The sequence below is a fragment of the Mesorhizobium sp. B2-6-4 genome (assembly GCF_006441495.1).
Classification (GTDB): Bacteria; Pseudomonadota; Alphaproteobacteria; order Rhizobiales; family Rhizobiaceae; genus Mesorhizobium.
Map to the genome: position 1 here is coordinate 51,512 of NZ_VFUE01000025.1, position 16,086 is coordinate 67,597.

Genomic DNA, 16,086 nt, shown 5'->3' on the forward strand with positions numbered 1-16,086 from the left:
GCGGGATTCCAGTCGGTGCGGGCTAGGGGCGGTCTTGCTCCTTGGCCTCCCGCTGTTTTCTCAGCACTTCGTCGGTTCCGACCAGCTTCTTGGCTCCGCCTGGAATGGAGGTGGACACCACCGCTGGCGGGTCGCTTGCGGGAAAGGAATCTTCCAGACCGGCCTGCAGCTGATCCTCCAGCGTTTGCGGCTCTTCCGAGCGGCCGGGGGTTCTGCGGTCCTCTATCTTTTCCAGCGGTTGCTTCTTATCCGGCGATTCGTTCGCGTTCCTGATCCAGGCATAAAGCTGTTCGATCGCGAATTCCTTGATTGCCTCGAAATCGGCTCGATCGTCCTTGGTCGCCTCGATCTGATCGACCATGGCTTTCTCGAACCGGGCAAGGCTATCACCCCCGCAGGCCCGGGAAAGACGCAACAATGCCTCATGCAGCATCATCGGGGCGAAACGAGCCGAAGCCTCGAGTCTCAGTTGCTCTAAATGCTCTTGAGTGGCGGCTTGGAGCTTTGACATGGACAGCCCTTTCTCTCACACGCATTTCAACGAGAGTTGACCGTGGATGTTCCACTGCGCCTGAACGTCCTTTCCGCGCCGGCGAACTACATGAACCAGGTCGCCACCAGTCCCGCGGACGCCGCAAAGACCGCTATGGTCGTCACGCCACCCAGAATGTTGGTGGCCCTGCTGTTGACCTTGTCGCCCATGATCTTGCGATTGTTGGTCATGATGAGCATGAGAAACAGCAGAGGTGGCGTTGAAAAACCCTGCACGATGCCGGACCAGACCAAGGCTTTCATCGGGTTGAAGCCAAAGAAATTGAGAACGACCGCCACCAAGGTGATCACTCCCGTCGCGATGTAGAATTTGGGCGCGTGCCGGGGCTTGGCGTTCAGGCCATTCTTCCACCCCATGGCCTGGGCGAAATCGAAAGCGGCGCCGGCCGTCATGACCGGCACCGCCAGGAAACCGACGCCGATCACCCCGGCCGCAAAGAGAATTCCCGCCGCGTCGCCCGCAAGCGGCCGCAGCGCTTCGGCCGCCTGCGCTGCCGTTTCGATCTGGGTATGCCCCGCCTCGTACAGCGTCGATCCGGTCGAAAGGATGATGAAATACATGATCAGGTTGGAAAAGATCATGCCGATCAGGATATCGCGCCGGGACCGGCGGAGTTCACCCTCGGTGGCTCCCTTGCGCTCTTCGAGGCTCGTCCTGCCCTTGGCGATCTCCTCCTCCACCTCCTGATTGGACTGCCAAGTGTAGAGATAGGCGGACAGCGTCGTGCCGATGATGGCGACGATGATGGACAGATATTCGCGGCTGAACTCGATTTTCGGCAGCAAGGTGCCGCGCAGCACCGAGACCACATCCGGCTTGGCGAGCACAGCGGAGACCACATAGGCGAGCAGGGCCAGTGCCAACCATCGGAATATGTTGCGGATTAGCTTGTAGGATCCGAACATCTGCAAGGCAAAAATAATCATCGCGACACCGATGACGACCGAGTTTGAAGGCAGCGGAACGAACAGCACGACAGCCGCCGACATCGCGCCAAGGTCGGCGGCTGCCTCGATCGTGTTGCCGATCAGCACGCCCACCAGCACGGACCACAGCAGCCAACGCGGATAGAAATCGGAAATGACCTTGAAAAGACCACGGCCCGACACCTGGCCAAGTTTGGACGAGAGATAGACGACGATGTACATCATCGGGAGAGTGACAGGAGCCGTCCACAAAAGGTCGGGCCCGAACCGGGCTCCGGCACTCGCATAGGTGCCAATGGCCGAGCAATCGTCGTCAGCCGCCCCAGTGATCAGTCCGAGCCCGAGAGCGCGTGTGATGCCGCCGTCTTTTCGCTCTCCCTCGCTTCGGCCGGCATCGTCAGCTGCTCCACTCATGGGAGATGCGTGTCCAATGAGACCACACGGGAAAAAATCATGTCGATTGTTCCGACCAAGTGCCGATGCCGAGATTGAGGTTCGAACCTCCGGTCAAGCTTTTTGTTCCTGTGGAAGCCAACCGCCAATGAAACGCAGCGCCCGCCTTGGCCGTTGATGCGGCTGGAGCCGCATCGCCTTGAAGATCGACATGGATATGCCTGGGACCGACGGTCGAAAAGAGTGCGGTGAGGCTCTTCACCCGCACCTTCCCCTCGCCGGCCTGATCTATGGCGGGGCGGCGCTGCTCATGGCGACCCTCTGGATCCGGGAAAGCGGAAGACGGCAGGCCCGACACGACCTGCGTGCCGTCTGACACCGAAGAATCGAAACAAAAAGCCAACCGCGGGGCGATCCACAGCCGCTGTCAGGCGGAACCTCGTCCCGGTAATTGCGTCTCTTCGCTGACCTGCTTCCGCAGCTCCTCACGCGCGCGTTCCACCTGGCCCTCGCCCGCGGATTGCGAGGCGCTGCGCCCCGACCGATCCAGCCTGTCCAACTCGTGCTCGACCGTTTGGCGAGAGCCCTCCGCCGGATCCTCTTCCGGATGGCTGTCCGCAGCCTGTTCCTGCCGCGTCTCTTCCCTGCCTCGGCGGTCGTTGCGCGTCGCGTCCTGGCTGCGATCGTCCTTGCCTGCGACGCTTCGATTTCCGCCGGCCGTTTTGTCTGTGTTGCTCATGGCTAGTTCCTAAGCTTTCGCGACGTGGAACCGTCCGATGCGCGTCCCGCGCCTTTGCCTGGAGAAACGGACATATCCGCCATTTGGTTGCGCTCCCGGCGCGCAAGCATCGGCCCGGCGCCAATCGCATGGCGGAGAAAAGCCGGCCATCGTTGCCAAGCATCCTTTTACAGCGATTCGCGTTATCGCCTTGGCATCCATGGGGATTTCACATGGCAAGATGCACGGGCCCGTCCATCCGCCTGCGGCAACGGCGGCAATGGCCCATTGCGTCCGCCTTTGCACGTCCAGCTCGAAGCACGTCCGGCAGCCGTCTTCCAGGCGTCCTGAAATGGCTCGGCCTCGCGTCTACAGTGGTCTCGGCACCGGTCCTGAGCGGGTGCAGCGGCTGGCAATCCGCACTCCACGCACATGGTGCGAATGCCCGTGCGATTCTCGATCTCCTCTGGTCTTTTGGCGCGGTGGCGACCATCACCTGGCTGCTCGTCATGCTGGCCCTGGCAATGGCGCTCTTCCATCAGCGCCGGGCACAAGCAGGACCCCCGCCGCTAGTCATCGACAGCCATCAGGAGCACAGGTTTAGCCGCGCGGTCGGAAGCGCCGTCGCGGCGACCGTGCTGGTTCTCGCCGCGCTGACGATAACGAGCTTCTTCGCCGGCAAATCCATTGCCTCGCTGGGCGGAAAGGAGACGCTCACCATCCGCATCACAGGGCATCAATGGTGGTGGGAAATACGCTATCCCAACGATGATCGGTCGCGCATGATTGTCACGGCGAACGAGATCCATCTTCCCGTCGGCGAACGGGTAAAGGTGGAACTCGATTCGACCGATGTCATTCACAGCTTCTGGGTGCCAAGCCTCGCCGGTAAAAGGGACCTCATTCCGGGCCGGCCGAGCGAGATCACCCTCATTGCCGACAGGCCTGGTATCTATCGCGGCCAGTGCGCCGAGTTCTGCGGCTACCAGCATGCTCACATGGCCGTCACCGTCATCGCGGAAAGCCGCGAAGCGTTCGAGGCATGGCGGTCCAGACAAGACGCCGCCGCCATCGCGCCTGCCAGCGAGGAGGAACGCCGCGGCCAGCGGGCTTTTCTTTCCACCGGTTGCGCGCTCTGCCACACGATAAGGGGGACGCCGGCCAAGGGAGCGGTCGGGCCCGACCTTACCCATCTCGCACACCGGCGTGCATTGGCCGCCGACACGCTGGCCATGACACCCGGCGCGCTCGCCGCGTGGATCGCCGATCCGCAATCCATAAAACCCGGCGCGAAGATGCCGCGCATTGCTCTCAGCGCCGACGATCTTCGTGCGGTCGTCGCCTATCTTGGAAGTCTTGAATGAGTGGCGTTGCCAGGAAGACGGCTAGGCGAAAACAGGAAGCGGCCCTGAAAGGCATCCGCGACACCGGGCTCGACGAGGCAAGACTGCACGACTATCTGGCGCATGCCTGGCGGACGCCGAACGGCCTCTATGGTTGGCTGGTCACGGTCGACCACAAGCTGATCGCCCGGCGCTATATGGTGACGGCCTTCCTGTTCCTCGCCCTTGCAGGCCTGTCGGCACTTGCCATGCGGTTCCAGCTTGCCACGCCGGAGGCACGCCATATCGGCCCCGATCTCTACAACCAGCTCTTCACCATGCATGGCACGACGATGATGTTCCTGTTCGCCGTACCGGTCATGGAAGCGTTCGCCATCTACCTGGTGCCGCTGATGATCGGCACCCGAAACGTCGCCTTCCCGCGGCTCAACGCCTTCAGCTACTGGGTCTATCTCTCCGGTGGGTTGATGATCTGGATCGCCTTCGCTTTCGACACCGGCGCGGATGCCGGCTGGTTTTCCTACGTGCCGCTCGCCGGACCTGAATATGGGATCGGCAAGCGCCCCGATTTCTGGGCGCAGATGGTGACCTACACCGAAGTGTCCGCACTCGCGGTCGCCGTCGAGATCATCGCGACTGTGTTCAAGCAGCGCGCCCCTGGCATGTCGCTCGATCGCATCCCGCTCTATGTCTGGTCAGTCCTCGTCATGGCTTTCATCATATTGTTCGCCATGCCCGCGGTGATGGTGTCGAGCACCATGCTGATCCTCGACCGGCTGGTCGGCACCAGGTTCTTCGACCCGGCGGCGGGGGGCGACGCACTGCTCTGGCAGCACCTGTTCTGGTTCTTCGGCCACCCGGAGGTCTATATCATCTTCATTCCCGCGACCGGCTTCGTCTCGGCTATCCTGCCGAGCTTCGTGCGCCGTCCGGTCTTTGGCTATCTCGGGATCGTGCTGTCGCTGGTTGCGATCGGCTTCCTATCCTTTGGACTATGGGTGCACCATATGTTCGCCACGGGCCTGCCGCAGCTCGGCGAAAGCTTCTTCACCGCCTCCTCGATGATGATCGCCATTCCGAGCGGCATCCAGATCTTCTGCTGGATCGCGACGATCTGGGGCGGCCGGTCGATTTTTGCCACGCCGCTGCTTTTCGTGCTCGGCTTCATCTTCACCTTCGTGATCGGCGGGCTGACCGGGGTCATGGTCGCCTCGGTGCCGCTCGACCTGCAGATGCACGATACCTATTTCGTCGTCGCACATTTCCACTATGTGCTGGTCGGAGGCGCCGTCTTCCCCCTGCTCGGCGCCGTCTACTACTGGTTTCCCAAGATCACCGGCCGCATGCTGTCCGAGAGGCTCGGCCGCTGGAATTTCTGGCTTGTCTTCATCGGCTTCAATCTCACCTTCTTCCCGATGCACATCCTTGGCTTGCAAGGCATGCCGCGGCGCGTCTACACCTATCCGCCGGCGAGCGGCTGGGGCGGCACGAACCTCTTCATCAGCATCTCGTCGCTGGTGGTGTTCGCCGGCTTTGCGCTTTTCGTCCTGAACATGCTGCTCAGCCTTCGCAACGGTCGCCTCGCGGGAGACAATCCCTGGGGGGCGAGCACACTGGAATGGGCAACGACGTCGCCGCCAACTTCCTACGATTTTTCGCGCCTGCCAGTGGTGACCCATCGCGAGCCGCTCTGGGCCGAACCCGACATACTCCCGGTGGTCGAGGGCCTGCGCGTCGATGCGCGCGAAGTGCTTGCCGGCACGGTCGCCGATGCGGTGCCGCAACTGCGCGTGCCATCGGCCGACAACTCGATCTGGCCGCTGCTCTCGGCCGTCGCCGTGGGTGGCGCGTTTCTGGGCTCGATTTACACGCCATGGGCGGTGGTCTGGGGCGCGATACCGGTCTCGATCGGCTTTATCTGCTGGTTCTGGCCGAAAGGCGAGCCGGAGGACGAAGAATGAGACACCGGCCAACCGTCGACGTCAGCCACCTGCCCACCTATGATTTTGGATCGGCAAGCCCGATCTGGTGGGGAACGGTGGCCTTCATCACCCTTGAAACAACCGGTTTTGCCCTGGCGATCGGCACCTATTTCTACCTGGCTGTGCAGGCGCGGCATTGGCCGATCGGAGCGCCAGCACCCGACCTCCTGCCGGGCACGGCAATATTGATCATTCTGCTTGCCAGCGCCGTCCCCAACCGTCTGATCGATCTTTGGGCGCGGCGGCAGGACCTTGTGAAGGTGCGCATCGGCATCGTCGTCATGTCGATCGCCGGAATTCTTCCCCTGATCGTGCGCATCTGGGAATTTCCCGCGCTCCGGATCTCCTGGGACCAGAACGCCTACGGGTCGATCGTCTGGTTCCTGCTCGGCCTGCACACGACACACCTCCTCACCGATGTCGGGGACACGATCGTGCTCGCCGTTCTCATGTTCACCAAGAAAGGCAACACCGGACGCCACTTCAGCGACGTGTCGGACAATGCCTTCTACTGGGACTTCGTGGTCGTCTCATGGGTCGTGCTCTATCTCGTAATCTACTGGGTTCCGAGGATGTAACATGCAGGCGATCCGCACGGGCGTTTCCTGGGCAGGCATGGCCACCGGACCAACGGCGTGGGCGATATCGCTGCAGCTCGACTATTCAATCGCATATTGGCAATGCGACGCCGGGTTTCAGCCCACTGTTCTGTTCTCGCTGACAGGCGCCGCCGTCGCGGCGCTGGGCGTCCTGTTGTCATGGCGCGCCGTTCATGATCCAGGGCACGGCACGAGCCCGCCCCTGAAGGCGCGCACGCGCGCGTTTCTGGCCAGGACTTCGGTAGGCATCGGGGCCCTGTTCACGCTCGTCATGCTGGCGCAAATGGCGGCCGGATTGATCTTCAGCGGATGCGAACTGTGACTGTGCAGCGGAGCCGACGAGCGGTCATCCGCCCTGGGCAGCGTTTGCGTTGGCCTGCTGCAAGCGTTCCGTTCCTCGCCGTTCTCCTACGAATCGCGGCCGTCATGGCGTCGCTGGCGCCTGGCACGCCGCTGCGGGCGAACGAGATCCAGAAAGGCGAATATCTTGCCCGAGCCGCCGATTGCGTCGGCTGCCACACGTCCAATCCGAGCCGGCCTTTCGCCGGAGGCTATCGGGTGCCGACGCCGTTCGGCGATGTCTATTCCACCAACATCACACCGGACCCCGACACAGGCATCGGGCGCTATTCCGCCGACGAATTCGTGCGAGCCGTGCAGAAAGGCGTCAGACGCGACGGGGCCGATCTCTATCCCGCCATGCCATATGACAGCTTCGTCGGGATGAACCGCGAGGATGTGCTCGCGATCCGAGCCTACCTGCTCACGACCGCGCCGATTTCTCAGCCGTCGCCGGCAAACATACTGCCCTTTCCATTTAACCAGCGCTGGACGCTCTGGTTGTGGAAACTTGCCAACCTCCACGCCGGCGGCTTCGGACCAAATCCAAGCCGAACCGGCGCATGGAACAGGGGCGCCTACCTGGTGGAGGTGCTTGGCCACTGCGGCGCCTGCCACACTCCAAGGAATACGACGTTCGGCATGGATGAAGATCGCAAGCTTGCCGGCGGCAGCGCCGGTATCTGGCAGGCGTTCAACATCAGCAGCGACAAGATCGCGGGCGTAGGCGGCTGGAGCGATGAGGAGCTGTTTCGGTTTCTCAAGACCGGCGCCATGCCTGGAAAGGCATATGCGGGCGGTCCGATGGCGGAAACGGTCATGAACAGCCTGCAATATCTTTCGGACGACGACATTCATGCCATCGTCGCCTACCTCAGGACCGTGCCCGCCCAATCGGGAGACGAGAAGCGGCCGCGCTTCGCGTGGACCAATCCGCCCGCAGCCGCCCGCGATGCCGGGACGAAGACCAGCGTGGAGGGCAGCGGGGTCGCGGTGGGCGACGATCTCTACCGGTCGCTCTGCTCGGGATGCCATGGCCTGAATGGAGGGGGATCGGCGGATGGCACCTATCCATCACTGACCAACAACAGCACTCTCGGCGTAACCTCGCCTGAGAATGTCGTCATGACCATCCTTGAAGGCGTCAAGGCAGGTGGCGTCGCGGGCCGCAAATCGATGGCGGCCTTTGACGGCTGGCTCGACGACGGCCAGGTGGCGGCCCTTGCAAACTATGTGACAGCGCGCTTCGGAAACCCGCAAGTCAGCGTCACGGCAGCCGATGTGCGCCAGATGCGGGCAGGCTCGACGACGGAGCAGACGGTCATGGTTCTGGCGGCCCAGGCGCTGGTGGCCGGCAGCGCCGTGCTCGTGCTTAGCCTGGCGCTTCTGCTCGCCAGACGCCTTCGCCTGAGAATGCACCGGCGGCATCTCACATTCATGCATAGGGACGGGCGATGAGACGGCGTGCCGAAGCGTGGCCTACCCGTTCGGCGTTTCCGGGATGAACTGCCCTAGTTTGGCATCTCGACCGAGCCCTTCTGAGAGGAACTCCCGGCAGCGCCGCGAGGGGCGCGAAAGACGTCCGCCAGCCAATCAATGAATACCCTGATCCGCGAAGACAGATGGCGGCTCTGGGGATAGAGCACGGATACGGGTATCGGCGGGGGTGGAAAAGTTTCCAGTACCGGAACCAACTGTCCGGCGGCGATCTGATGCTCTACGCGATAACGCGGGACCTGTATCAACCCGAGCCCGGCGACGCCGGAGGCCGTGTAGATTTCGGCGCCCCGGACGACGATATCGTAGGGTAGTGGAACCTCCCTTGCCGCGCCGTCCATCTCGAATTCCAGCGGGTACGGCTGCCCTGTCGCGGAGGCGGTATAGGCAACCATGTGATGGCCGCCGAGATCATCCGGTGTCGAAGGGACGCCGTAACGTTCAAGATAGGCTGGGCTCGCCAGGGTGAGTTGCTCGAATGCGGTTATTCGGCGACCGATCAGAGACGAGTCGGACAGCTCGCCGGCTCGCACGACGCAATCGACGCCTTCAGTGATGAGGTCGACCATCCGGTCGCCTTCGCTGAGGCTGAGCGAGATGCCGGGATAGCGCGTGATGAACTCGGGCAAGGCGGGCATGACGAAAAACCGCGCGATGGTCCCCTGCATATCCACACGAAGCGGACCCTTGGGTTCAGCATTCCTGAAGACGCTCTCCACCTCATCCAGGTCCGCAAGGAGCCGGATGCAGCGTTCATGGTAGAGTGCGCCATCGAGCGTCGGCCTCACATTTCGGGTTGTCCGTTCGAGGAGCCGAACGCCGAGATCCGCTTCCAGGCGCTGAATCGCATGGGTGGCGGTGGGCCGCGGAACCTGCAGGTCCCGCGCGGCCTGAGCAAAGCTCCCACGCTCGACTATCCTGACGAAGAGCCGCATGACGTCGATGCGATCCATGACCATCTCGTAGTTGATTGTTATGGTTTTTGAAATGGTGATGTTGAAATCGGCCTTCTAGTGCTGGTTTTAAAAACGGCTACCTTCACACCATTCAAGTCATCAGATCGACAGGAGTGAAGATCATGCCCTTCGTCAATTTCAAGGTCCCCGAGGCGGCGCTGAACCGGGCCCAGAAAGAAGAGATCGTCCATCGGGCCACGGCGATGCTCGTGGAATATTTCTCCGAGGCCGCTCGGCCGCATACCATGGTCCTGATCGAGGAGGTCAAGGACGGCGGTTACGCCCGCGCCGACGAGGTCTTCGTGATCCCGCAGGAATATCGAGCGAAGGATTGATATCGGCAACAACACGGCAAAGGAACAACGACAATGACCACCTCAACGAACAAAGTTGCGATCGTCACGGGAGCGTCTCGTGGCATTGGAGCGGCCATCGCCCGCCGGCTGGCGAGCGACGGCCTCACGGTCGTCGTCAACTATGCAGGCAGCGCCAAAGCGGCCGCCAAGCTGGTGGACGAGATCGAAAAGGCCGGCGGTCGGGCCACCTCCTTCCAGGCCGATGTCAGCGACCCCCAAGCCGTGAGACGGATGTTCGATTCCGCCGAAGCGGCCCATGGCGGCGTCGACGTGCTGGTGAACAATGCCGGCATCATGAAGCTCGCGCCGGTCGCTCAATTTGAAGATGCGAGCTTCGATCAGACCATCGCGATCAATCTCAAGGGCACGTTCAACGGCCTTCGCGAGGCGGCGAGGCGCCTGCGCGACGGCGGCCGCATCGTGAACTTCTCGACCAGCGTCGTCGGACTCTACCAGCCGACCTATGGCGTTTATGCAGCCACCAAGGCCGCGGTCGAAGCGCTCACCCACATCCTGGCGAAGGAGTTGGGATCCCGCGCCATCACGGTCAACGCGGTTGCGCCGGGGCCGGTGGCCACCGAGCTTTTTCTCGAAGGCAAGGATCAGGCGACGCTCGATCGCATCAAACATATGAACCCGCTCGGCCGTCTGGGCGAGGTCGACGACATCGCGCGCGTCGTCTCCCTGCTGGTCGGACCGGACAGCGGCTGGATCAACGGCCAGATCGTCCGAGCGAATGGCGGGGTCATCTGAGGAACAGGATCATGAAGCAAGTCCGGCTCGGATAGGGGAAGGCTTTCCGTGAACGGGCTGCCTCGGACGGAGGTCGACAAGAGCGGCCTGATGGTCGCATGCCAAGGAACCCGATCGCGCCGTCCTCGTTGGGCAGGGATGCAGACCCACGCGCGCTTCATCATGCCGTCAACCGCGGCCACAAATGCTCGACATCGCCTTTCTGGAGGAAGGCGCGAAGCATGACACAGCGGCTTTGCTGCTGCACGGCTGGCCTGACGACGCTACCACCTGGGTTTCTGTCGCCGAGAGATTGTCCAGGGCCGGAATTCGCACCATCGCACCATGGCTGAGAGTTTCGGTCCGACCCGCTTCCTGTCGGATTCCTCGACAAGTCTCTGGATACGGAGGACGAGATGATTGCGAACTGGACTCTGCCTGAACGCTTCATCTACGGCGATCACGCGATCGCCTGGGGCACGCTCGGCGAAGGACAGCCTGCGATCCTCCTGCACGGCTCGCCATTTTCCTCGCTGGTGTGGCGGCGAATTGCACCGTGGCTCGCGCGGCACCGTCGGGTTTTCTATTATGATTTGCTGGGTTTCGGGCAGTCCGACAAGCCGGACGCCGACGTCCTGCATGGTCTTCAGAATGGAGTTTTCGCGGCGCTGGTAAAGCATTGGGGTATAGAGCGCCCGGACGTTGTCGCGCATGACTTTGGCGGGTCCGCCGCGTTGCGCGCCCATCTCATGGACGGCATCGACTACAGCAGCCTCATGCTGATCGATCCTGTCGCAATCAGCCCGCAGGGATCCGCGCTGGTGCAGGCGGCCAAGACGCACCAAGACGTTTTTGCCGGTCTACCGGCTTATATCCATGAAGCCGTCCTGCGCGCGTATATTGGTGCCGCAGCGAAGCACAAATTGCGCGAAGAGGAGATGCGGCTTTACCTCCAGCCTTGGCTTAGCGAGGAGGGCAAGAAGGCGTTCTGGCGCCAGGTGGCGCAGATGGACGACAAGTACAGCGAGGAGATCGAAGATCGTTACGGCGAAATCCGCTGCCCCGTGACCATTCTTTGGGGCGCCGAGGATGAATTCATCCCGCTGAAAGATGGTGAGGAACTCGCACGGCGCATTCCAAACGCTCCACTCGTTGTCGTACCGGATGCGAAGCATCTTGTTCAGGAGGACGCGCCAGAGGCTATTACCGCAGCCGTTCTCGACTTCTGGCACCGGGACGGCGCGCGTCACGATGCAGCGCGGACGCCGCCGTTTTCCGAGCCTCGAACAACGGCCCGGGCAGGCCCGCAGGCCGGAGCGAATAGATGAGCTGAAGCGTATCGGCGATGTCTGTGACTTGACGGTCGATGATCGATCGCACCGCCGTCGCCACGCAGGGCCTGCGAAGAGTGCGCTCGCTGTCAGCATTCGCATCCAGGAAGGGGCCGTCTGCACTGGCCCGCTTTGGTAATTTAGAATGTGTCGACCAAGGGACGAACGAAGCGCTCGAAATCCTTGTCGAGCGGCCAGAGCGGGCGCGGCGCGTGGATATAGGGACGCCGTTCTGCCCGCGGCGTTGCCAGCGCGCCCGCATCGCAGACGATGACCTTGCCCGCTATCGGCTCGAATGCCGCCCGGAAATGCTGCATCGACTTCAGGACCAACACGCGGCGAGCCGTCGGTTCTATTCCGAAGGCCCGCAATTGCTGAAGGTCGACCATCTGCTGCGCTTCTGAAACGACCAGGACTTCGATCCCGTCGACATCGATTACGGCGGTGGGTCCGAAACTATGGGTGAGCCCGCCTTGAATCGGTCCGTCACCGACATAGCTGCCCTCCGAAAGCCTGGTCAGCACACCCGTCACTGTTAGCGGGCCACCGCCGAAATTGGGGTCGCCCCTGCCGCCAATCGTCACCGTCACAGTCTCGCCTTGCCGGTGACGGTGCAATTCATTTGCCGCTTGAGGATCGATCATCGGCGCGAGTACCGCACCCTTTACTCCCGCATCAAGCAGGCCCTTCAACAGCGCGGTCGAGTCGCCGTAGGAACCGGCGCCGGGATTGTCGGCGTAATCGGCGATAACAAGCGGTTTGTCGCCGCGCCAGGCATGCGCCTCGGCAGCAGCCTCGTCGACCTCGATGAAAACATTGCGCTTCCTGGTCCGGCCCTGCCAGATCCTGTCCGCAAGTTCCTCTGTCACACGCATGGCGGCTGGCTTGGCGCCGGGATCACGGCTGTCATAGGTTGCGAGCACGGTGGGACCGACGCAGGACACGTCGGCGCCCGTGAAGGCTGCATTGACGGAAACCGCGAGCAAGCCCTCGGCCTCGGCCTCGCGGGCGCGGTCATAAAGGGCCAGCGTCTCGGGAATGTCGGTGCGGCCGGAATTCGCTTCGTCCAGCATCGGCACATGCGCCCTGACAGTCCGGGGCGCGATTTCACCTTTCATTGCGCGATCCAGGATACGGGCGGCATGCGCGCCGATTTCGCGCATGTCCACATGCGGATAGGTCTTGTAGGAAACAAGGATCTGCGCGTCCCGAACCATGTCTTCGGACACCATCGCATGAAGGTCGAGCGTTACCGCAACAGGAATGTCCGCTCCAAGTTCGGCCCGCAGAAGGCCCAGCAGATACCCTTCACCGTCATGGCAAAACTCCGGCACCATCGAGCCATGAAGTCCAAGAAGCACTCCATCGAGGCGGCCCTTGTTCGAACGCGCTGCCTCCAGGATAATACCGGCGATGTGGTCATAGGCGGCTTTCGTCACCCGCCCCCCGGGCACGGCATGTGCCGAAATCGCGTGGATCACGTTCCAGCCCGCCGGTTCCGCCACATCCATGAACCCAGCAAGTTCGGTGTTGGCGTTGCGGCGGGCGCGGATCGCTTCGTCGCCAAGGAGAAGCGTGTCCACCTGAAACTGCGGCAAGTCGGTGCGGAAGCGCGAGAACGTATTGCTCTCGTGCATGAATTCGCAGGTAAGGACGGTGAAGGTCATCGGCAATTCCTATTGCGCGAGGCGGACGCGATGACCGCGGCCGATCTCGACAAGCTCGCTTGGCTCGTGTTCTTCGTCGGGATCCGGACGGCGCGAAATGTCGGGCGAAAAGCGGGCGGCGTCTGGAACGAAGGCGGCATCCGGCAAGGTGCGTGCCCCGGTCAGGATCGCGTCGGGATCGGGAACCGAACCGATCAGGCGACGCGTGTAGGGATGCGTCGGGCGACTAAAAATCGAATGCCAGTCACCCTCTTCCACCACGCGGCCGAAATACATGACGGCAACCCTGTCGCTGACATGCTCGACCACGCTCAGATCGTGGGAGATCATGATGTAGCTCAAGCCCAGCGTTTCCTGCAGGTCCATCAGCAGGTTGATGATCTGCGCCTGGATGGACACGTCCAACGCCGACACCGGCTCGTCCAGCACCAGGATCTTCGGATCGAGCATCAACGCCCGCGCGATGCCGATCCGCTGGCGCTGCCCGCCGGAGAATTCATGCGGATAACGGTCGGCGTGATCGGGCGTCAGGCCGACGCGGGTCAGCATCTCGGCGACGCGGTGGCTGGCCTCGCTTCCCCTGGCGATTCCATGCAGGGAAAGCTGCGAGGACAGCATGCGACCGATGGTCTGGCGCGGATTCAGCGACGCATACGGGTCCTGAAACACCATCTGAGCGATGCGCGCGCGCTCCTTGCGGGCGGGAGCGCCAGGGCCTGCCAACGGCTTGCCCTGGAACAGTATCTTTCCCGAAGTCGGCTCCTGCAGGCCCATCACGGTCAGCGCGGTGGTGGATTTTCCGCAGCCGGATTCACCGACGATGGACAGGCACTCTCCGTCGTTCAGGGTCAGATTCACGCCCTGAACGGCACGAAGCGTCCGCTTTGGCCCCAACAGCGAGCGACGCGGCAGCGGGAAATGGACGTTGAGGTCGCGGATTTCCAGAAGAGGCTGGTTCATGCGGTCGCCTCCAGACCAAGGCCGCGCGGCGTGGTCAGCGTCGGTGCGTCGCGTCCACGCTCCTCGCTGCCCACGACCTGGTCCAGTTCGGTCAGGCGGGCGCGTCCAACCAGCGTTCGCGACCCCAGGCGAGGGCGTGCCGCGAGCAGGCCTCGGGTATAGGGATGCAGCGGATTTTCGAACAGAGCCTTGGTGTCCTGCTCCTCGACGAGCCGCCCCCGGTCCATGACCCCGACGCGCCGGCACATATTGGCGATCACGCCCAAATCGTGACTGACCAGCAGCACGGCCGTTCCTTCAGCCGTGCAAAGCTCGGCAAGCAATTCCAGGACGCCTGCCTGGACCGTCACATCAAGTGCGGTGGTCGGCTCGTCCGCAATCAGCAGGTCGGGACGGCAGGCCAGTGCAATGGCGACCATGACGCGCTGGCGCATCCCTCCCGACAGTTGATGGGGGTAAGACAGGGCGCGTTCCTCGGGCGCCGGCACACGAACACTTTCCAGTGCCTCGACGGCTTTCCTGCGCGCATCCGACCACCCGAAGCCCCTGTGAACGACGAACATTTCCGCGATCTGACGGCCAATCGCCATCAGCGGATTGAGCGCCGTCATGGGCTCTTGAAACACCATCGCCATACGGTCGCCGCGCAGACGGCGCCTGGCGCGGCTGCCAAGCTTCAACACGTCCTGGCTCCGGAAGAAGATCGAGCCGCCGGTCACCTCCAGCGGGCGTTTAAGCAACCCCATCACCGAAAGGCCGGTGATGCTTTTGCCCGAACCGGATTCGCCGACAAGTCCGTAAGTTTCCCCAGGCAGGATATCGAAAGACACGCCGTGAAGGATTTCGTTCCGCTTGCCGACGCCGATGCGCAAGTCGCGGATGGACAGAACAGGGTCGGGAAGAATGCCGCTCATGCCTGCCTTATCCTCATATGCGGATCCAGCATGTCGCGCAGCCCGTCACCGAGCAGATTGAAGCCAAGGACCGTGGCGAAGATTGCGAGGCCGGGGAACAGCGAGGCCCAGGGGGCGGTGCGGATCAGTTCGCGCGCGTCGGTCAGCATGTTCCCCCAGCTCGGCTGTGGTGGCCGGATGCCGACGCCGAGGAAAGACAGTGCAGCTTCCGCCAGAACCGCGCCGCCGATGCCAAGTGTCGCGATGACCAGCACCGGACCGACGATATTCGGCAGTATCTGCGTGCGCATGATGTTGGCGTCGCTGAAGCCGGCCGCCCTGGCGGCCTGCACGAAGCCCTGATTCTTGAGCGACAAGGTGGAGCTGCGGGCGATGCGGCAGGTCCAGGACCAGTTGGTCAGGCCCAATGCGATCAGGAGACTTGGCAAGCCGGGTCCCAACACCGCCATGATGGCGAGCGCGAAGACCAGGGATGGGATCGCCAGCATGACGTTGGTCAGCCCGTTCACCAGGTCGTCCCACCAGCCTCCGAAATAACCGGCCGAAACCCCAAGCGCCATACCGATGCACGAGTTGATCAACTGCGAAACGAGGCCGACGGTCAGCGACACCCTGGCGCCGTAGAGGATACGGGAAAAGACGTCGCGACCCTGCCCGTCCGTGCCCAAAAGATGGTCCCAGCTCGGCGGCATTTCAGAATTCATCAGGTCGGCGTCGAATATCGGGTTGTACGGGGCAATCCAGCCGGCGCTGACGGCTGCGGCGACCACGAGCAACGCCAGCGCCAGGCCAAGGGCGAAATTGAAACGCAACCGCATGG

At 62.6% G+C, this 16,086-nt stretch carries 17 protein-coding genes; 9 read left to right on the forward strand and 8 right to left on the reverse strand.

From position 1 onward, the window contains the following. Positions 1-22 precede the first annotated feature (22 nt). A complete protein-coding gene (locus FJ426_RS27175) occupies positions 23-511 on the reverse strand; it encodes a hypothetical protein (RefSeq protein ID WP_140497376.1) in 489 nt (162 codons plus the stop codon). Positions 512-597: 86 nt separating this feature from the next. After that, a complete protein-coding gene (locus FJ426_RS27180; RefSeq protein ID WP_140515194.1) occupies positions 598-1,893 on the reverse strand; it encodes an Nramp family divalent metal transporter in 1,296 nt (431 codons plus the stop codon). Between the two features lie 178 nt (positions 1,894-2,071). Here FJ426_RS27180 and FJ426_RS31915 point away from each other — a divergent pair, with 178 nt between their 5' ends. After that, positions 2,072-2,248 (forward strand): hypothetical protein, encoded by a 177-nt coding sequence (locus tag FJ426_RS31915; RefSeq protein ID WP_224647138.1) that lies wholly within the window; start codon positions 2,072-2,074, stop codon positions 2,246-2,248. 51 nt (positions 2,249-2,299) lie between these two features. Here the strand turns inward: FJ426_RS31915 and FJ426_RS27190 are convergent, their stop codons facing one another. Further along, positions 2,300-2,611: a hypothetical protein gene (locus FJ426_RS27190; protein ID WP_140497373.1), complete on the reverse strand. Its 312-nt coding sequence runs from the start codon at positions 2,609-2,611 to the stop codon at positions 2,300-2,302. A 353-nt stretch (positions 2,612-2,964) separates the two neighbouring features. Between FJ426_RS27190 and coxB the strand changes: the two genes are divergently transcribed. The 5 genes from coxB (at position 2,965) to FJ426_RS27215 (ending at position 8,311) form a co-directional block, all read left to right on the forward strand. Further along, positions 2,965-3,954: a cytochrome c oxidase subunit II gene (coxB, locus tag FJ426_RS27195; RefSeq protein WP_224702949.1), complete on the forward strand. Its 990-nt coding sequence runs from the start codon at positions 2,965-2,967 to the stop codon at positions 3,952-3,954. Beyond that, on the forward strand, positions 3,951-5,894 hold the full coding sequence (gene ctaD, locus FJ426_RS27200) for a cytochrome c oxidase subunit I (RefSeq protein ID WP_140561694.1): 1,944 nt from the start codon (positions 3,951-3,953) through the stop codon (positions 5,892-5,894). Before coxB ends, ctaD begins: the two co-directional genes overlap by 4 nt. Continuing rightward, the gene (locus tag FJ426_RS27205; protein ID WP_140561696.1) at positions 5,891-6,493 is read left to right on the forward strand and encodes a cytochrome c oxidase subunit 3; all 603 of its coding nucleotides are present in this window, start codon (positions 5,891-5,893) and stop codon (positions 6,491-6,493) included. Before ctaD ends, FJ426_RS27205 begins: the two co-directional genes overlap by 4 nt. 1 nt (position 6,494) lies before the next feature. Beyond that, a complete protein-coding gene (locus FJ426_RS27210) occupies positions 6,495-6,836 on the forward strand; it encodes a hypothetical protein (protein WP_140525144.1) in 342 nt (113 codons plus the stop codon). A 104-nt stretch (positions 6,837-6,940) separates the two neighbouring features. Beyond that, on the forward strand, positions 6,941-8,311 hold the full coding sequence (locus tag FJ426_RS27215; RefSeq protein WP_140561697.1) for a cytochrome c: 1,371 nt from the start codon (positions 6,941-6,943) through the stop codon (positions 8,309-8,311). 53 nt (positions 8,312-8,364) lie between these two features. Here FJ426_RS27215 and FJ426_RS27220 read toward each other — a convergent pair whose 3' ends face one another. Next, a complete protein-coding gene (locus FJ426_RS27220; protein WP_140515189.1) occupies positions 8,365-9,303 on the reverse strand; it encodes a LysR family transcriptional regulator in 939 nt (312 codons plus the stop codon). A gap of 125 nt (positions 9,304-9,428) precedes the next feature. On the opposite strand from FJ426_RS27220, the gene FJ426_RS27225 reads away from it, so the two are divergent. From FJ426_RS27225 to FJ426_RS27235, 3 genes are all read left to right on the forward strand, one after another. Next, entirely contained in the window at positions 9,429-9,641 is a 213-nt protein-coding gene (locus FJ426_RS27225) for a 4-oxalocrotonate tautomerase family protein (RefSeq protein ID WP_140497359.1), read from the forward strand. A gap of 33 nt (positions 9,642-9,674) precedes the next feature. Continuing rightward, complete coding sequence (locus tag FJ426_RS27230) at positions 9,675-10,415, forward strand: SDR family oxidoreductase (protein ID WP_140561699.1); 741 nt, start codon at positions 9,675-9,677, stop codon at positions 10,413-10,415. A gap of 395 nt (positions 10,416-10,810) precedes the next feature. Then, a complete protein-coding gene (locus FJ426_RS27235) occupies positions 10,811-11,722 on the forward strand; it encodes an alpha/beta hydrolase (RefSeq protein WP_140561700.1) in 912 nt (303 codons plus the stop codon). 143 nt (positions 11,723-11,865) lie between these two features. Here FJ426_RS27235 and FJ426_RS27240 read toward each other — a convergent pair whose 3' ends face one another. From FJ426_RS27240 to FJ426_RS27255, 4 genes are read right to left on the reverse strand one after another with little or no spacing between them, the layout of a single operon-like run. After that, positions 11,866-13,392, reverse strand: a complete 1,527-nt coding sequence (locus tag FJ426_RS27240) for a M81 family metallopeptidase (RefSeq protein WP_140825658.1) — start codon at positions 13,390-13,392, stop codon at positions 11,866-11,868. A 9-nt stretch (positions 13,393-13,401) separates the two neighbouring features. Next, complete coding sequence (locus FJ426_RS27245; RefSeq protein WP_140561704.1) at positions 13,402-14,352, reverse strand: ATP-binding cassette domain-containing protein; 951 nt, start codon at positions 14,350-14,352, stop codon at positions 13,402-13,404. After that, positions 14,349-15,266 carry an ABC transporter ATP-binding protein gene (locus FJ426_RS27250; protein WP_140497349.1) on the reverse strand — a complete coding sequence of 306 codons (918 nt, stop codon included), beginning with the start codon at positions 15,264-15,266 and terminating at the stop codon, positions 14,349-14,351. Before FJ426_RS27250 ends, FJ426_RS27245 begins: the two co-directional genes overlap by 4 nt. Continuing rightward, positions 15,263-16,084, reverse strand: coding sequence for an ABC transporter permease (locus tag FJ426_RS27255; RefSeq protein WP_140497347.1), 822 nt, complete (start codon positions 16,082-16,084; stop codon positions 15,263-15,265). Before FJ426_RS27255 ends, FJ426_RS27250 begins: the two co-directional genes overlap by 4 nt. Between the last annotated feature and the right edge of the window lie 2 nt (positions 16,085-16,086).